The sequence below is a fragment of the Mesorhizobium sp. WSM4845 genome, from assembly GCF_055811455.1.
This window is the reverse complement of record NZ_JBVVQA010000026.1, coordinates 25,840-42,906: the sequence shown is the minus strand read 5'-3', so window position 1 is coordinate 42,906 and position 17,067 is coordinate 25,840. Positions and strand designations below refer to the sequence as shown.

Here is a 17,067-nt window from a genome sequence, read left to right as displayed (position 1 = left end):
TAAAGCAGGCAGCAAAAAAGCGGAGCCAAAGCCCCGCTTCCTCTGATATCGAGATCTCCCGCCGGTTCATCCGCGGTCGGCAAATCGATCGACAATCATTCCATAACGCGACATTGCGACAGGCGTACGACAGCTGCGACCGATCCGGTCACGCGCGCTCGATCCGGCACTGATAGCAGTTGTTGCGTGCCGAGCGAACATGCACATAGGCGATGTCGTCGCGCTCGAACAAACTCTCGGCCCGTGCCGCAATAGCGGCCGTTGGGATGACGCCGCCGCTGCCGTAGACGATGCGATCGTCGCTGCCGTAACCGCGCACGATGTAGTCGCTGCCTTCGAGAATTTCGGGAAGCGCCTCGGCCTCGGCAGCGCGCTCGCAAGGCTCGGCATGGAGGAAGATCGGGCCGGTCTCGGCATAAGGCTGCAATTGCGGGAATGGCCGATAAGCCAGGACAAGGTAGGCTTCTCCAGCGGCGACGTTCTTCAGGCAGTGGCGGCAAGGCACGCCGTCACCGTCGGATATTTTCCGCTCTGGGATCCGGCCATAGGCGTCCGGCCCGCCGCGCTGCAAAGCTCTGACGCCTTCCGTGGGCAAGGCCTTGAACTGGATGGTCATGGTGAAATCTCCGATGTCATCGACCGGAAATTACGTCGCTGCGCCAGCGCTTCCCACCCGATTCCTGCCAATCTGGATCAGTCCATCAGCGCGTCGAGACCGCGCACCAGCCCTGTGATCTCCTGTACCCGCCGGATGGCGAGCAGCGTCCCGGCCACATAAGGGGCAGCGGACGAGCCGGCGTCGTGGCGGATGGTCAGCCGCTCGTCGGGCAGGCCGAACAGCGCTTCGCAGGACAGGATGTAGGAAGGCAGGCGAAGCGCATGCACCTGCACCCCCTCGCCCGTGCCAACCGCCGCACCGCGCGTTCCCGGCACACCGGAGACCTCCGAGACCGGCCGCGCGGTCGAAGCTCTGCGGACATCGGCCAGCGCTTCGGCAAGCTCGCGCGCGGTGCCGGACGGCGCGTCGGGTTTCCTGGCGCTGGCATAATCGATGACCTCGACATCCGGCACGTATTTCGCCGCCATCAGGGCAAACCGCTTCATCAGCGTGGCGGTGATCGAAAAATTACCGGCGGCAACGACGCCGACATGGTTGGCGCGGGCTGCAGCATCGATCTCGGCGAAATCGGTCGAACCCAGCCCCGAGGTGCCGATCACCACGTGCCGTCCGTTTTCGATGGCCAGCAGCGCATGGTCCTTCACCACATGCGGTTTGGTGTAGTCGACCAGCACGTCCGACGGCACCTCCATTGCCTCGGCCAGCGAGGCGGCAACGATGATACCGTTTGCCGACAGGCCGACCAGCAGGCCTGAATCCTGCCCAGCGCCGCTGCGTGACACGGCACCGGCCAGCGCCATGTCGCTTTGCGCCCCGATCGCCGGAACCAGTGCCTTGCCGACCCAGCCGGTCGCACCGGCCATCACCACCCGAATCGTCATCGTTTGATCCTCCCATCGCTGTTTGAGCGCACCCGCCTTAGATGCATGACGAACGCTCCAACAGTTTGACTGCAAGCTGAAGCATCGATGAAGGTTCAGCTTGCCGAGAAAATCATGGCCGCATGACGCTGGCCGCACGCTCGGCGAAGGTCATCGGATGCACCATCTCCTTCTTTTGCGCGACCGGTTCAAAGCCGAGCTTCTGATAGAGCGGCAATGCCGCCGGATGGTCGAGCGTGCAGGTCTGCACCGTCACCCGCCTTGGTCCGTGCGACCAGGCGGCGTCGATCGCCGCACCCAGGAACCAGCGGCCGATGCCTTGGCCGGTGGCGTGCTCCATCATGCCGAAATAGGCCAGTTCCACTTCTCCCGGCAGATGCGGCTTCAGGTCGAAAAAGCCGGCCGGCGAGCCGTCGAGATACAGCACCCTGATATCGCGGTCCTCGCGGTGGATCCCGGCAGAAAGCTCCTCGTCGCTCAGCCTCAGCACATTGACCCAGTGCCATTTGCGGCCCACCCGATCCATCAAATAGCGGTAGAAATGCAGCGGAATGTCCTTGGTTTTCAGCAATGCGATCTGGCGGTTGTACGGCAGCGGCGGCGAATAGGCCGGCGGCGCATGCATTTCGAGAAACGTCACCGTGACCTCGATGTCTTCAAGCGCGCCGTTTTCCATCGCAGTCAGTCCTTGCCCGTCACGACGGGCGTATCGCCAAGCCCACCCCATTCGGTCCATGAACCGTCGTAGAGCCTGTTGTCGGTGTGGCCTAGCGTCTCGAGCGCCAGCGTGATCGCCGCCGCCGTAACGCCTGAGCCGCAAGAGGTGACGACCGGCTTTGACAGGTCGATGCCGGCGTCCTCGATCACCTTGCGCAACCGGTCTTTCGACAGCAACTCGCCATCCTCGGCAAGCGCCGAAAACGGCGCATTGCGCGCGCCGGGCATATGACCCGAGCGGACGCCGGCGCGAGGCTCCGGCTCGGTACCGGCAAACCGGCCAGGCGAACGCGCGTCGGCGATCTGGCTTTCTCCGGTCTCGACGATCCGGCGCATGTCGGCCAGGCTGGCGACGCGAGCGGCATCGAAGTCGGCATGGAACACGCAAGGCGCGATCTTCGTCGGCTCCGCCGTCACCGGCCGTCCAGCCGCTTTCCAGCGATCGAAGCCGCCGTCCAATATGTAGACCTGGAACACCCCCATGACACGGAACATCCACCAGGCGCGCGGCGCCGAGAAGAAGCCCTGGCCGTCATAGACAACGATGGTGTCGTCGGCCGAAATGCCCATGGCGCCGACATACTGGGCGAAATGCTGCGGCGACGGCAGCGTGTGCGGCAGTGGGGAATCAGGATCCGAGATCGCATCGTGATCCAGGAAACGGGCGCCCGGAATGTGCGCTGCGTCATATTCGGCGCGCGCGTCGCGTTTCTGCGCCGGCAAATACCAGGACGCGTCGACGATGGTCAGGCCAGGCTCGCCGAGGCGCTTCTGCAACCAGTCCGCATCGACGGTGAAAGGGCTGTCTTCGGCCATTGTTCTTCTCCTGCCCGCCTTCGACAATCTGTTTATCAGGCCGGCTGTTTATCAGGCCGGCGGCATTGGTCCAAAGCGTATTCGGAAGCGCCGGTTCTCGCGACCCTTCTTCTCGATCTTGCCGATATGGATCTCGCCGACTTCTCCAGTGCTCTTCACATGAGTGCCGCCGCAAGGCTGGCTGTCGATCGAGGCGTTCTCGCCAATGCAGACCAAGCGGATCTTGCCCGTGCCGACCGGCGGCCGAACATTCTTCGATTTCACCAGTCCCGGATTGGCCGCCAACTCCTCGTCGGTGATCAGCCTGACAAAGACCGGGTGGTCGGCCCGCACCAATTCCATCAGCCGGGCCGTCACGTCTTCCCTGGTGAAGCCGGCATCCGGAATATCGAAATCGATACGGCTGTCGTCCTCGGAAACGGAGGCACCGGTGATCGGGAACGGGCAGACGACGGTAAGCAAGTGGCAGGCTGTGTGCATGCGCATCAGAAGATGCCGCCTCTGCCAATCGAGGGCAAGCTTTACCGGCTCACCGACCTCAGGCACCGCCTGCTCAGGCGGCGGCACATGGATGATGTCATCCTTGGTCTCACCGGTGATGGTGCCGGCAACAGCGATCAGGCTGCCGTCGGCGCGTTCGAGGGTGCCCGTATCGCCAGGCTGCCCGCCCGACGTGGCATAGAAGATCGTCCGGTCCAGAATGATGCCGCCACGGTCGTTGACGGCGACAACCACGGCATCAGCCGTCCTGAGATAGGCGTCGTCGCGAAACAGGGCATCCGTCCTGTAAGCCATCACGCAACCTTTTCGAACGGCACCGAGATTGTGCTCCGCTGTTCCATCCAGCCCGGCACCGGCAGCTGCTTCTGACGCAGGAATTCCGGGTTGAACAATTTCGACTGATAGCGCGTGCCGTAGTCGCAAAGCACGGTCACGATGGTATGGCCGGGACCCATCTCACGTGCCAGCCGGATCGCGCCGGCAATGTTGATGCCGGTCGAGCCGCCGACGCACAGGCCTTCCTCCTGGATCAGGTCGAAGACGATCGGCAGTGCATCCTCGTCCGGAATCTGGAAGGAGAAATCCGGCGTGAACCCTTCCAGATTGGCGGTGACCCGCCCCTGCCCGATGCCTTCGGTGATCGAGCTGCCTTCGGATTTCAGCTCGCCGCTGGTGTAGAAACTGTAGAGCGCCGCACCGAGCGGATCGGCGAGCGCGATCTTGACGTCCTTGCTCCTGGCCTTGAGCCCGAAGGCGACCCCTGCCAGTGTTCCGCCGGAGCCGACCGCCGAGACGAAACCATCGACCTTGCCGCCGGTCTGGGCCCAGATTTCTTCCGCCGTGGTGCGGGTATGGCCATCACGGTTGGCGACGTTGTCGAACTGATTGGCCCAGATCGCGCCGTTCGGCTCGGACCGGGCCATCTGCTCGGCCAGACGGCCCGACAGTTTCACATAATTGTTGGGGTTCTTGTAGGGAACGGCAGGCACCTCGATCAGCTCGGCGCCGAGCAATCTGATCGTGTCCTTCTTCTCCTGGCTTTGCGTCTCCGGGATGACGATTACGGTGCGGTAGCCAAGCGCCTTGGCAACCAGCGTCAATCCGATGCCGGTGTTGCCGGCCGTCCCCTCGACAATCACCCCGCCCGGCCTCAAAAGTCCGCGCTGCTCGGCGTCGCGGATGATGAACAGCGCGGCACGGTCCTTGACCGACTGGCCCGGATTCATGAATTCGGCCTTGCCCAGGATCTCGCAGCCGGTTTCTTCCGAGGCTTTGTTGAGGCGGATCAGAGGTGTATTGCCGATCGCTTCGATCACAGAACGGGGCATGGAGATTCCTTTATGCTTGCGGCCGAACCCTAGAAACCCGAAGCTTGGGTTTCAAGGCAAGAATTTGCCTGATCCAGCGGCATTTCCGGGCTGCAATTTCCTAAAACAGATGTTGCGTTGAGCCAATCATTGAAGCTCACCATTGAAAAGCGCTCTTTTCATCCGATTTCTTCACCGCTAGAGCACAGGCTAAGAAAAAGTCGCGGGGCATAGCATGACACTCTATCGGGCCGACCCGAAGCACGGCGTCGCCTGGATTACCGGCGGCAGCAGCGGCATCGGCCGTTCACTGGCCAAGGACCTTGCGGCGCAAGGCTATGTCGTCGCGGTGACGGCGCTCGACGACGATCCGATCGACACGCTTGTTGTCGAGACGGCGCAGATGCCGGGCCACGTCACGGCCTATCCTTGCGACGTCACCGACGAAGAACGCATGGCAAGGACGGTCGCGGCGATCGAGAAGGATCTCGGCCCGATCGTCTTGGCCGTGTTCAATGCCGGGAGCTATATTGCGACCGTCGGCGAAGACCTCACTGCCCGTGGATTTCGCCAGTCCTTCGATGTCAATTATTTCGGCATCATCAATGGCCTGGTGCCGGTCATCGAGCGCATGCGCGTCCGCGCGCGCGGCCATATCGTCCTGGTCGGTTCGGTCACTGCCTATTTCGGCTGGCCGACCACGGCCGCCTATGGCGGCACCAAGGCGGCAATCAATATCCTCGCCGAGTCGCTGAAGTACGATTTCGACAAGATGAACGTCCGCATCCAGGTGATAAACCCGGGCTTCGTCGACACCCCGCTGACCGAGAAGAATTTGCTGCCGATGCCCGGGCTGATGCCCGTCAATCGCGCCTCGCGCCGCATGGCGCGCGGCATCAAATCCGGCGGCTTCGAAGTCACCTTCCCGTGGCGCTTGTGCTGGGGCCTGAAGCTGCTCAGAATCCTGCCGAGACCGTTCTGCCGATGGGTCATCAGCACCGCGACCCGCTGGAAGGCGCGTCCGCTGAATTTCGACCGCAAGCCGCCGAGCGAATAGACCGGCCATCAAGTTGGCGCTCCCGCCGCCGGCGGGACGTCGTTGCCTGTTTGCCATCGTGGCCATAGGTTGAGATTAATTGCATGGAGTCTGCGATGGGGCGACGGATCGTGCTTGCGGTATTGGGTCTCGCCGTCATTCTCGTCCTTGCCTACGTCTTCGGCCCGCGCGCCCCAGCCGACATCACGATCCGCTTCGATCCTTCCGTGATCGGCGATGACCCGCAAGCCTACCTGGCACGCAAGGAGGCGGCCGTACCTGATATCCACGACGGGCTGGAAAAGGAAATCATCTGGGTCAATCCGATGGTTCACGCCAGGACGCCGCTGTCGATCGTCTATATCCACGGCTTTTCGGCGTCGAAGGGCGAGGTTCGTCCGCTTCCCGACGAGGTGGCCGAAGGGCTCGACGCCAATCTTTACTACACCCGTCTCACCGGTCACGGACAGGGCGGTGCCGCGATGGCGGACGGCAGCGTCAACGCCTGGATCAACGATTATGAGGAAGCGCTCGCCATCGGCCGAGCGATCGGCGACAAGGTGATCGTCATCGCCACCTCGACCGGCGGCTCGCTGGCAGCCTGGGCTGCGACGCAGCCGGGCGCATCGGACGGGGTGGCGGCCATAGCATTCATCTCGCCGAATTTCGGCGTCAAGGCTTCCGGCGCCGAACTTCTGACCATGCCGTGGGGCCGAGAGATCGCCGAGCTGGTCGCCGGCAAGGAGCGCAGCTTCGTGCCGCGCAATGCGCTGCACGAGAAATTCTGGACCTGGCGCTATCCGATCGCGGCGACGCTGCCGATGGTGGCGCTGACCGAGCTGGCCAATGGCGCGCCGGTGGAGAAGGCGACCATCCCTGCCCTGTTCATCTTTTCCGATTCGGACAAGATCGTGCGGCCGGACCGCACCCGCGACATCGCCGGGCGCTGGGGCGCGGCGCACGAACTGGTGCCGGTCGACGATACCGGCGATCGGGACAATCATGTCATTGCCGGAGACGCGCTGTCGCCAGCAACCACAGCTTTCCTGGCGCAGCGCATTGTCGTGTGGGTACAGGCGGTGGTGAAGTAGGTCTCAGGCGAAAAAGGCGACCGAAGCATCGCTCCGATCGCCTTTTTCAATTGTGAGCAGCCGGGCCGAGCCGACCGGCGCGGGCCGGATGCACTATCTGGTTACGCAGCCCGCGCTGCTGGCCGCTTGCCGCCGAAACGACGCTTGTTGTTGCCCTTGAACGCCTTGGCGCCTTCCGGCTTGCGCTCGCCGGCGAAGGCCGGCTTGTCGCCGAAGCGCTTGTTGCCGTTGTTGTGGCCGCCCGGCCGCCTGCCGTCGCGACGACCGCTGCGGTCGTTGGCCGGCTCGAAGCTGCGCTCGTTCTTTTCGGCAGGATTGCGCTGCGGGTCGGGACTGCCGAGATGATCGGCAACGATCGGCAGCTTGGTGCGGATGATGCGCTCGACCTGGCGCAGCTTGCTGTTCTCGGACGGGTCGCAAAGCGTGATGGCGATGCCGTCCATGCCGTTACGGCCGGTGCGGCCGATGCGGTGGACATAGCTCTCTGCCTCGTCCGGCAGGTCGAAATTCACCACATGGCTGATGCCGGGCACGTCGATGCCGCGCGCCGCGATATCGGTCGCAACAAGAATGCGCACCGAACCCTCGCGGAAATCGTTCAGCGCCTTCTGACGGGCGTTCTGCGACTTGTTGCCGTGGATGACGGCGGCCTTGAAGCCATCGCGCTCGAGATCCTTGGTCACCCTGTCGGCGCCATGCTTGGTGCGCGAAAAGATGATGACGGACTTCATCGCCTGGTCGGCGAGCATCGTCGCCAGAACCTGGCGCTTCTGCTTGGTGCGGGCAAAGACGACGCCCTGTACGATCTCGGCCGCCGCAGTGCTGTGCGGCGCCACTTCGACGCGGATCGGGTTCTTCAGCAGGCCTTTCGCCAGCTCGGCGATTTCGGCCGGCATGGTCGCCGAGAACAGCACCGTCTGACGGTCCGGCGCGGTCGCCCTGGCGATGCGCTTGACGTCGTTGATGAAGCCCATGTCGAGCATGCGGTCGCCTTCATCGAGCACCAGCCATTTGGTGTCGGCAAGCACGAGGTCGCCCTCACGCACCAGATCGGTCAGCCGGCCGGGCGTGGCAATCAAAATGTCGACGCCGGGAGCGATCTTCTTCACCTGGCTGAAGCGCGAGACGCCGCCAAGCACGAGTGCTGTCGAGACATGCGCGCCCTTGGCGAGCAGCTTGATCATCTCTTCGATCTGCACGGCGAGCTCACGCGTCGGCGCCAGGATCAGCGCACGAGCGGTCTTCGGCCGGCGCTTGGTGCCGAGCGCGATGATCTTCGACAGGATCGGCAGCGCGAACGCCGCGGTCTTGCCCGAACCGGTCTGGGCGATGCCGAAAATGTCACGGCCTTCCAGCTGCGGCGGGATCGCCTGGGCCTGGATCGGCTTCGGCTCGGTGAAGCCTGCGCCATGGGTCGCCTTGAGCAGCGCGCCCGTAATGCCAAGTGCTGCGAAACCCGAAAGTTCCCCAGTGTCTTTACCGGGCAGAGTGTTCTTGCCGGTCAGAGTGTTTTCGTTGGTCAAAATATTCTTCTTTCACGCGGCTCCTGGCCGCAAACATCGATGGCGGCAGGGCGCAACCTGCCGTCGAAAAAACTGTCATGAAAACGACAAGGCGGGCGGACGTTATCGTCCGCACGGCTGCGCTGTCGTGCCCGCAGGCATCATGCCACGGGGCTTTTTCGCCGCCTTGCCGATATGTCGGAAAGAGGGAAAACAGACGCAACCAGTCTCATTCGTCGAGAAGGCCGGATAGTCCGGCCCAAGCGCCTATGCCGCCGCATATGGCCCAGTTCGCCGCGAAATGCAAGGGCCGTCATGTTGCAGCGCAGCGAACCAGTCAAGAAGAGCAGCCGTGAACGTCTGCTCAAACTTCACCCGGCCATTCCCTCGCCCCATGCTGGACGAACAGAACTTCTATTTGAGTGTCTTTCACCCGATACGCTGGCGATTGGTCAGATCCAATCCGCGCCTTCGTCATCCTAGGGCGAAGCAAGGAGCGAAGCGACGCGGCGCAGACCCTAGGATCCATGCCGTTACCCAGGCCGAAAAATGCAGCGGCTCAGAATGGCGCTTGCGTCCGCAACGGTGCCAGCTAACCTTCTACCATGACCGGCTATGCCTACATGACCGCGAGCCAAAAGCGTGGCACGATCTACATCGGCGTCACCAACGACCTAGGCCGCCGCATGCCGGAGCATAAATCCGGCCAAGGCTCGCGCTTCACCAGCCGCTACGGCGCGCAGCGTCTGGTCTGGTACGAGGAGCACTTCGATATTCGAGACGCCATCCAGCGGGAGAAGTCGCTGAAGCGCTGGCCGCGCCAGTGGAAGATCGAGCTGATCGAGAAGGCCAATCCGGAGTGGTTCGAGCTTTTTCGCGGAACCGGGTGGTAGCGTTCGGTTCAGAGCCGCTGCATTCTTCGGCTGATGTCACGGAATGGATCCTAGGGTCTGCGCCGCGTCGCTTCGCTCCTTGCTCCGCCCTAGGATGACGAAGTGGAGGGATGCTTCGGCTAATCTCGAAGGTCAGTGATTTGCCGCTGAGATCGGCCCGTTTGTGACGGACGCTGCCCCAGCAAGCGAAGCGAGAGCGGTTGGTAAGCCGCACCTAACAGACGGCCAGCTATGCCCGCCAGCGTATCGAGATCGGCGGCGAAAGCACGCCAGCGTTGCGAAAACAAAGCAGGCCGAAAAGCGGCGCTTGCGCTCGCTTACCGCCATGATTACCACAAATCAGCTTCTTTTGGGGATCGAGCGATGAAGGACGTGCTGAAGGAACTCGAGCGCCGCCGCGCCATGGCGCGCATGGGCGGTGGCAAGGCCCGTATCGACGCTCAGCACAAGAAGGGCAAACTCACCGCGCGCGAACGCATCGACGTCTTTCTCGACGAAGGCTCGTTCGAGGAGTTCGACATGTATGTCGAGCATCGCTCAACCGATTTCGGCATGGAAAAAACCAAGATCGCCGGCGACGGCGTCGTCACCGGCTGGGGTACCGTCAATGGCCGGCCGGTCTATGTCTTTGCCAAGGACTTTACCGTGTTCGGCGGCTCGCTGTCCGAGGCCCACGCCGAAAAGGTGGTCAAGGTGCAGGAGATGGCGCTGCGCAACCGCGCGCCGATCATCGGCCTCTACGACGCCGGCGGCGCCCGCATCCAGGAAGGCGTGGCAGCACTTGGCGGCTATGCCGAGATCTTCCAGCGCAATGTGCTCGCCTCCGGCGTCATCCCGCAGATTTCAGTGATCATGGGCCCTTGTGCCGGCGGCGACGTCTATTCGCCGGCAATGACCGACTTCATCTTCATGGTGCGCGGCACCTCCTACATGTTCGTCACCGGCCCGGACGTGGTGAAGACCGTCACCAACGAGACGGTAACCGCCGAGAGCCTCGGCGGCGCCTTGGTCCACACGACGAAGTCGTCGATCGCCGATGGCGCTTACGACAATGACGTCGAGGCGCTGCTGCAGATGCGCCGACTGGTCGATCTGCTGCCTGCCTCCAACACGGCTGAAATCCCCGAGATCGAGTGTTATCAGTCGGTCACCGATGACGATCTGTCGCTCGACCGACTGATCCCCGACAATGCCAATAAACCCTACGACATCAAGGAGTTGATCCTTAAAGTTGCCGATGAGGGTGATTTCTTCGAGATCCAGCAGGATTTTGCGAAAAACATCGTCACCGGTTTCGGGCGCGTCGAAGGGCGCACGGTTGGCTTCGTCGCCAACCAGCCGATGGTGCTGGCCGGCGTGCTCGATTCGGACGCCAGTCGCAAGGCGGCGCGGTTCGTGCGCTTCTGCGACTGTTTCTCGATTCCGATCGTCACCTTCGTCGACGTGCCAGGCTTCCTGCCCGGCACCGCACAGGAATATGGCGGCCTGATCAAGCACGGCGCCAAGCTCTTGTTCGCCTATGCCGAAGCGACCGTCCCGAAGATCACCGTGATCACCCGAAAAGCCTATGGCGGCGCTTATGACGTGATGGCGTCGAAGCATCTGCGCGGCGACATGAACTATGCCTGGCCGACGGCGCAGATCGCAGTGATGGGCGCCAGGGGCGCGGTCGAGATCATCTATCGCAAGGACATCGGCGATGCTGAGAAGATCGCAGCACATACAAAGGCTTACGAGGATCGCTTCCTGTCGCCCTTCGTCGCCGCCGAGCGCGGTTATGTCGACGAGGTGATCATGCCGCATTCGACCCGCCGCCGCATTGCGCGTGCGCTGCGCATGCTGCGCAACAAGGATATGCAGAACCCCTGGAAGAAGCACGACAACATTCCGTTGTGAGGCGCTGATGTCGCGAAAGCGACCACCGCAAAAGCTCACTCCGCTTCCGCGGCGCCGAACCCAGCGCCCATCGTCGCGCGGACGGCTCCAGACCACGGGGTGGCATGATTGTCGATGCGCATCTGGAAGATAAAATAGGTTGGCGAGCAGAAACCGACACCTTTCACCTTGCCGATACCGGGCGTATCGGGCGGCAGCGATTGGCACATGTAATCTTCGCGGCAGAAATGGTCGGCCGAGCAAGCCGGCCGATTGCCGCGGTTGACGGCGCCGCCCAAGCACTGGTCGAAATTATTGGTCGCCACGCAGATGTCGAATTTCTTGCCGCCGACCAGGCCGCAGATCTCGTTCGGCATCGGCTTGCCCGGCTTGAAGCCGGCAAAGGCACGGTCCTTGTCATTGCATCCGCGATAGGCGATGCCGGCCGGCACACCGATCTTCGGTGGCCGGCAGGTGTAGGCGGTGCGCGACATGTCGGTGGCGAAGGCCGCGAACTGGCCTGTAATGCTGTAGCGGTCATTGAAAGGCTGCGTGCCGTTGCTGGCGATCGAGCCGGTCAGGCATGGATGGCCGGAAAACATCTTTTCGCTGTCCTTGGGCAGCAGGCATTGCGCCAGTTTCGGCCGCACCCCCGATGCCGTCGCCAGCGCCGTGCAGACGGTGCCGCCGCCGCATTGCCAGGTCGTGCCGAAGCGGGCCGCATCCTCCGGCATCAAACACGGCATCGCCATCTCGGCCGGTGCGTAAGCGACCTCGCGGGCGTCTTTCCATGCGGCCGGCGGCGCGAAGGACAGCGGGCGGAGGCGGTTCGGCTCCTTGCCGTCGGCGGTCGCACGCAGCCAGGCTTCGCGCCGCGGCATCTCGGCATGAAGATGCGGCGAGATGCCGACCTCGATGCGGTTCAGCGGCGATGTCGTCTTGTCGTCGAGGCCGATGAAATGGAAACCGGCGGTCGAACCAGCCTGATGACAACCCTGGCAGGCGCCATTGTCGAGCCGCTCGACCAGCGCTTCCGGCGTGCGCAGCAGCTTCAGCGCGGAATAGTCCAGCCCGGAAAAATCCGCGGGCTGGAACAGCGGCGTGAACGGGTGATTGGCCTGCCTTGCGCTGCCGAAAGTCGACCACGAGACGACTTTCTTGGCCAGGAATTCATCCGGGATTTCGTAGACGCCGAGATCGACCGCCGCGACATTGGCGCTGATATAGTCGGAAAGTTTTGCTTTCAGCGCGGCGTCGTCGGCAAGCCGCGCCAAGTCGGGCGTGTTTTCCAGCGGCTTTTCGCTGACCGTCTCTCCACCGACGCCAAAAATCCGCATGAGGTAGGCAGCCTGGCCGCCAAATTCGGTCTCCTGGCCGGAGGGAAAGCGCACAATCTGGGCGTTGAGCTCGAGCTGCTTGAAGCTCAGCCCGGCCCTTTCAAGCGGCCCGCCGATGAGCCAGCCGATATCGACGGTCTCATCGAGCTGCGGCGTCCAGCGTCCGGCAACGCCGACGCAGCCGCCATCGGCGTCCGGCGCGGCGCTATAGATGGCATTGAAATTGAACGGCAAGCGCGAGGCCAGAACCTTGCCGTTTTTCTTGAAGCTGTAGGCAAGGCGGTAGATGAAACGGACCTCGCCGCAGCCCCCATCGCCTCCTATTTCGGCGAAATCACGCCGATCGAGCCGGTTGACGACACCGACCAGCCGAAAGCGCGCGGCGTCGGTCTTCAGCCAGCGCATGTCGATGATGCGGCCGACATTGCCGTCGGTGACTTCGTAGAGCGACCGCCCGCCAGCCTTCATCTCGGCGCGCAGCGCGGCGACATCGCCCGCAATCGTTTCGATGATCCGATGATAGGCCGGCGCCCTGTCGTAGAGCGTCTTCAGGTCGCCCTTGCCGTCGACATCGAAAATGCCGGCGAAATCAAAACCCCTGGCGTCGAGAGCGGCCAGCACGGCCGGATCGTCGACGATCATTACCGGACCTTCGGCGCGCGCCAGGCTGGCCAAGAAAAAATTGGCGAGAATCACGGCGATCAGGGCGAGCCGACGGTTCATTCAGCGGTCATCCTGTTGCGATTTTCGGCAAGCTCGCGCAGCACCGGCACCAGCGCCAGCGGCAAGTCTTCAGCGATCAGCCCAGGTCCGAAACGGCTGCCGGCCTCAGCATGAATCCAGACCGCCGCGCAGGCGGCTTCGAAAGCCGGCATGCCTTGTGCCAGGAGGCCGGCGATGATGCCCGACAGCACGTCGCCCGAACCGGCGGTGGCCAGCCATGGCGCGCCGTTGCCGTTGATCGCCGCCCTGCCATCGGGCGCCGCGATCACCGTGTCCGCGCCCTTGTAGACGACGATGGCGCCGGCGCGCGCGGCGGCAGTGCGCGCCTTGGCCAGCTTGGACAGGGTCTTGTCTGCGGCGATGTCCGCAAACAGCCTGGCGAATTCGCCCTCATGCGGCGTCAGCACCAGCGCTGGCGCGTTCAGACGACGGGCGGCTTCGAACAGAACGTCGGGCGTATCGCGAAACGAAGTGATGCCATCGGCATCGAGCACCAGCCCGTCGACCTTGCCGTCTTGCCGCCCCCCGGTGGCCAGTACGCCAAGGGCAAAATCGCGTGTTTTCTCGCCAACGCCAAATCCGGGTCCGAGGACAAATGCCGATGGCCGGCGGCCCTCGATGAATTCCTGCACGTCCGCGATGCTGTCGGCCTTTTTCAGCATGATCGAAGTCAGATGCGCGGCATTCACCTGCACGGCATTCGCCGGCGACAGCACGGTCACCGCCCCTGCCCCGCTTCTGGCCGCGGCAAGCGCCGACAGCCGTGCGGCACCCGTCGCCGATGGCCCGCCGGAAAAGACGCCGACATGGCCGCGCCTGTATTTATGCGCGTCGACGGCTGGGACCGGGAAATTTTCGAGCCAAATCGGCGGGATGTTCTCGAAGGTGAGCGGTTCAAGCTGAGCAACGATATCGTCGCTAATGCCGATATCGGCAAGCACCAGCTCGCCGCACATCCCGCGCCCCGGCAACAGCAGATGGCCGGGCTTTTTTCGCGCGAATGTTACCGTGAATTGGGCGCGGAATGCCTGGCCGAGAATCTGGCCACTGTCGCCTGACACGCCTGAGGGCAGATCGACCGCGACGACAGGCATGTTCAGTTCTGTCGCAACCTCGACCGCCCTGGCGGCATCACCGGACAGCGGCTTGGACAGCCCCGCCCCATAAACCGCATCGACCAGGATCGAACCTTTATCGGCAGCAAATTCCGACAGCGGCCGTGGACTGACCCGGCATTCCGACGCGGCGAGCGCCGCGTCGCTGCCGGCTTTGGGCGAGCCGGATGCCCACAGCAACACGTCGACGGCGCTGTCCCTTAGAATGCGGGCGACGACATAGCCATCGCCGCCATTGTTGCCAGGCCCGCACAGCACGTGGACGCGCCTGGCAGCCGGAAAATGGGCGAGCACCACCGCAGCGACTGCGCCACCTGCATTGCGCATCAGGACAATGCCGTCGAATGGTCCGGCGGAAATCGTCAGCCGGTCGGCCTCAGCCATTTCGGCCGGAGACAGAATTTCATTGCTCATGGATGCCGATCCGCATTGGCTCAAGCCGATCCTGTGGTCAAACCCCGATCCTTGTGGTCAAACCCCGATCCCTGTGGTCAAACCCCGATCCCTGTGGTCAAACATTGTCCAGTTTTCGGTTCGAAGCAAACGGCGATGAAATGGCACGATCTGTAAGCACATCGTTAGGGACAATGGCGTCCTCGAAGCACAACTGCCCGCGAAATGCTCTATCTGCCCAATTATTGTGCGGACTGTAGCGTCGACAATGTGTAGGTTCCCAGTATCCATGACGCAGCCAATGCAGCGAATGACGCGAATTTAGCCCTCAACGCGGCATGGCATCGAAATCGCGTGATACCGCTTCGAATCTCCTCAAATTGGCACAGTTCGTGCTTGAAAGAGGCGCAAGCGGGGCTCACAACCCGTCTTTTTTGACAGTGGAGGCCACTTTTTACATGAAAAAGATCGAAGCGATCATCAAGCCGTTCAAGCTAGACGAAGTGAAGGAAGCGCTTCAGGAGGCCGGGCTGCAAGGCATCACCGTAACGGAGGCCAAGGGTTTTGGCCGGCAGAAGGGCCATACCGAACTCTATCGCGGCGCTGAATATGTCGTGGATTTTCTGCCCAAGGTGAAGATCGAGGTCGTGCTCGGCGACGACGCGGTCGAAGGCGCGATCGAAGCCATTCGCAAGGCGGCCCAGACCGGCCGCATCGGCGACGGCAAGATCTTCGTCTCCAACATCGAGGAAGTCGTGCGCATCCGCACCGGCGAAACAGGGATGGACGCGGTCTGAGGATTCTGATTTCAGATCATCTCCTCGAAACGTCATCAGACAGGGAAACATGACATGACGACAGCCAAAGACATCATGAAGCAGATCAAGGACAACGACGTGAAATTCGTTGACCTGCGCTTCACCGATCCGAAGGGCAAGCTGCAGCACGTGACGATGGATGTCGTTGAGGTCGAGGAAGACATGTTTGCCGACGGCGTTATGTTCGACGGGTCCTCCATCGCCGGCTGGAAGGCGATCAACGAATCCGACATGGTGCTGATGCCCGACACCGAGACGGTGCATATGGACCCGTTCTTCGCGCAGTCGACCATGGTCATCCTGTGCGATATCCTCGATCCGATCTCCGGAGAATCCTACAACCGCGACCCGCGCGGCACCGCCAAGAAGGCTGAAGCCTATATGAAGGCGGAAGGCATCGGCGATCAGATCTTCGTCGGCCCGGAAGCCGAGTTCTTCGTGTTCGACGACGTCAAGTACAAGGCCGATCCGTACAACACCGGCTTCAAGCTCGACTCCACCGAATTGCCGTCCAACGACGACACCGACTACGAGACCGGCAATCTCGGCCACCGCCCGCGCATCAAGGGCGGCTATTTCCCGGTGCCGCCGATCGACTCGGCGCAGGACATGCGCTCTGAAATGCTGACCGTGCTCGCCGAAATGGGCGTGCGTGTCGAAAAGCACCACCACGAAGTCGCCGCTGCCCAGCACGAGCTCGGCATCAAGTTCGACACGCTGGTCCGCAACGCCGACAAGATGCTGATCTACAAATATGTCGTGCACCAGGTCGCCAACGCCTACGGCAAGACGGCCACCTTCATGCCGAAGCCGGTCTTCGGCGACAACGGCTCGGGCATGCACGTCCACCAGTCGATCTGGAAGGGCGGCAAGCCGACCTTCGCCGGCAATGAATATGCCGGCCTCTCGGAGAGCTGCCTGTTCTACATCGGCGGCATCATCAAGCATGCCAAGGCGATCAACGCCTTCACCAACCCGCTGACCAATTCCTACAAGCGTCTGGTGCCGGGCTACGAAGCGCCGGTGCTGCTTGCCTATTCGGCCCGCAACCGCTCTGCCTCCTGCCGCATTCCATTCGGCTCGTCGCCGAAGTCCAAGCGCGTCGAGGTCCGCTTCCCCGATCCGGGCGCCAACCCCTACCTCGCCTTTGCCGCCATGCTGATGGCCGGGCTCGACGGCATCAAGAACAAGATCCACCCGGGACAGCCGATGGACAAGGATCTCTACGACCTGCCGCCTAAGGAACTGAAGAAGATCCCGACCGTCTGTGGTTCGCTGCGCGAAGCGCTGCAGAGCCTCGACAAGGACCGCGGCTTCCTGAAGGCCGGCGGCGTCTTCGACGACGACCAGATCGACAGCTACATCGAGCTCAAGATGGCCGAAGTGATGCGCTTCGAAATGACCCCGCACCCGGTCGAGTATGACATGTATTACTCGGTCTGA

15 protein-coding genes are annotated in these 17,067 nt (G+C 62.6%); 6 read left to right on the top strand and 9 right to left on the bottom strand.

Annotation, left to right across the window (positions count from 1 at the left end):
• Window positions 1-148: 148 nt before the first annotated feature.
• From AC0L2C_RS25145 to AC0L2C_RS25120, 6 genes are all read right to left on the bottom strand, one after another.
• Window positions 149-616: a DUF1203 domain-containing protein gene (locus AC0L2C_RS25145; RefSeq protein WP_473524677.1), complete on the bottom strand. Its 468-nt coding sequence runs from the start codon at window positions 614-616 to the stop codon at window positions 149-151.
• 77 nt (window positions 617-693) lie between these two features.
• On the bottom strand, window positions 694-1,500 hold the full coding sequence (gene dapB / locus AC0L2C_RS25140; RefSeq protein ID WP_473524676.1) for a 4-hydroxy-tetrahydrodipicolinate reductase: 807 nt from the start codon (window positions 1,498-1,500) through the stop codon (window positions 694-696).
• 112 nt (window positions 1,501-1,612) lie between these two features.
• Window positions 1,613-2,176 carry a GNAT family N-acetyltransferase gene (locus AC0L2C_RS25135; protein ID WP_027154015.1) on the bottom strand — a complete coding sequence of 188 codons (564 nt, stop codon included), beginning with the start codon at window positions 2,174-2,176 and terminating at the stop codon, window positions 1,613-1,615.
• Window positions 2,177-2,181: 5 nt separating this feature from the next.
• Entirely contained in the window at window positions 2,182-3,033 is an 852-nt protein-coding gene (sseA, locus tag AC0L2C_RS25130) for a 3-mercaptopyruvate sulfurtransferase (RefSeq protein WP_473524675.1), read from the bottom strand.
• Between the two features lie 51 nt (window positions 3,034-3,084).
• Window positions 3,085-3,828, bottom strand: coding sequence for an alanyl-tRNA editing protein (locus AC0L2C_RS25125; RefSeq protein WP_473524674.1), 744 nt, complete (start codon window positions 3,826-3,828; stop codon window positions 3,085-3,087).
• Entirely contained in the window at window positions 3,828-4,862 is a 1,035-nt protein-coding gene (locus tag AC0L2C_RS25120) for a cysteine synthase A (protein ID WP_077377624.1), read from the bottom strand. The genes AC0L2C_RS25125 and AC0L2C_RS25120 overlap by 1 nt, the downstream gene beginning before the upstream one ends.
• A 214-nt stretch (window positions 4,863-5,076) precedes the next feature.
• On the opposite strand from AC0L2C_RS25120, the gene AC0L2C_RS25115 reads away from it, so the two are divergent.
• Window positions 5,077-5,898, top strand: coding sequence for an SDR family oxidoreductase (locus tag AC0L2C_RS25115; RefSeq protein ID WP_128169084.1), 822 nt, complete (start codon window positions 5,077-5,079; stop codon window positions 5,896-5,898).
• 95 nt (window positions 5,899-5,993) lie between these two features.
• A complete protein-coding gene (locus AC0L2C_RS25110) occupies window positions 5,994-6,968 on the top strand; it encodes an alpha/beta hydrolase (RefSeq protein ID WP_023799260.1) in 975 nt (324 codons plus the stop codon).
• Window positions 6,969-7,069: 101 nt separating this feature from the next.
• Here AC0L2C_RS25110 and AC0L2C_RS25105 read toward each other — a convergent pair whose 3' ends face one another.
• Complete coding sequence (locus tag AC0L2C_RS25105; RefSeq protein WP_245277658.1) at window positions 7,070-8,491, bottom strand: DEAD/DEAH box helicase; 1,422 nt, start codon at window positions 8,489-8,491, stop codon at window positions 7,070-7,072.
• Between the two features lie 584 nt (window positions 8,492-9,075).
• Here AC0L2C_RS25105 and AC0L2C_RS25100 point away from each other — a divergent pair.
• Together AC0L2C_RS25100 and AC0L2C_RS25095 are read left to right on the top strand one after the other, a co-directional pair.
• Window positions 9,076-9,363, top strand: coding sequence for a GIY-YIG nuclease family protein (locus tag AC0L2C_RS25100; protein ID WP_023799262.1), 288 nt, complete (start codon window positions 9,076-9,078; stop codon window positions 9,361-9,363).
• Between the two features lie 363 nt (window positions 9,364-9,726).
• On the top strand, window positions 9,727-11,259 hold the full coding sequence (locus AC0L2C_RS25095; RefSeq protein WP_128169087.1) for an acyl-CoA carboxylase subunit beta: 1,533 nt from the start codon (window positions 9,727-9,729) through the stop codon (window positions 11,257-11,259).
• Between the two features lie 35 nt (window positions 11,260-11,294).
• Here the strand turns inward: AC0L2C_RS25095 and AC0L2C_RS25090 are convergent, their stop codons facing one another.
• Together AC0L2C_RS25090 and AC0L2C_RS25085 are read right to left on the bottom strand one after the other, a co-directional pair.
• Window positions 11,295-13,298, bottom strand: coding sequence for a hypothetical protein (locus AC0L2C_RS25090; RefSeq protein WP_473524673.1), 2,004 nt, complete (start codon window positions 13,296-13,298; stop codon window positions 11,295-11,297).
• On the bottom strand, window positions 13,295-14,827 hold the full coding sequence (locus AC0L2C_RS25085) for an NAD(P)H-hydrate dehydratase (RefSeq protein ID WP_473524672.1): 1,533 nt from the start codon (window positions 14,825-14,827) through the stop codon (window positions 13,295-13,297). Before AC0L2C_RS25085 ends, AC0L2C_RS25090 begins: the two co-directional genes overlap by 4 nt.
• Before the next feature lie 437 nt (window positions 14,828-15,264).
• On the opposite strand from AC0L2C_RS25085, the gene AC0L2C_RS25080 reads away from it, so the two are divergent.
• Window positions 15,265-15,603 carry a P-II family nitrogen regulator gene (locus AC0L2C_RS25080; RefSeq protein ID WP_006205430.1) on the top strand — a complete coding sequence of 113 codons (339 nt, stop codon included), beginning with the start codon at window positions 15,265-15,267 and terminating at the stop codon, window positions 15,601-15,603.
• 54 nt (window positions 15,604-15,657) lie between these two features.
• The gene (glnA, locus tag AC0L2C_RS25075) at window positions 15,658-17,067 is read left to right on the top strand and encodes a type I glutamate--ammonia ligase (RefSeq protein ID WP_023799265.1); all 1,410 of its coding nucleotides are present in this window, start codon (window positions 15,658-15,660) and stop codon (window positions 17,065-17,067) included.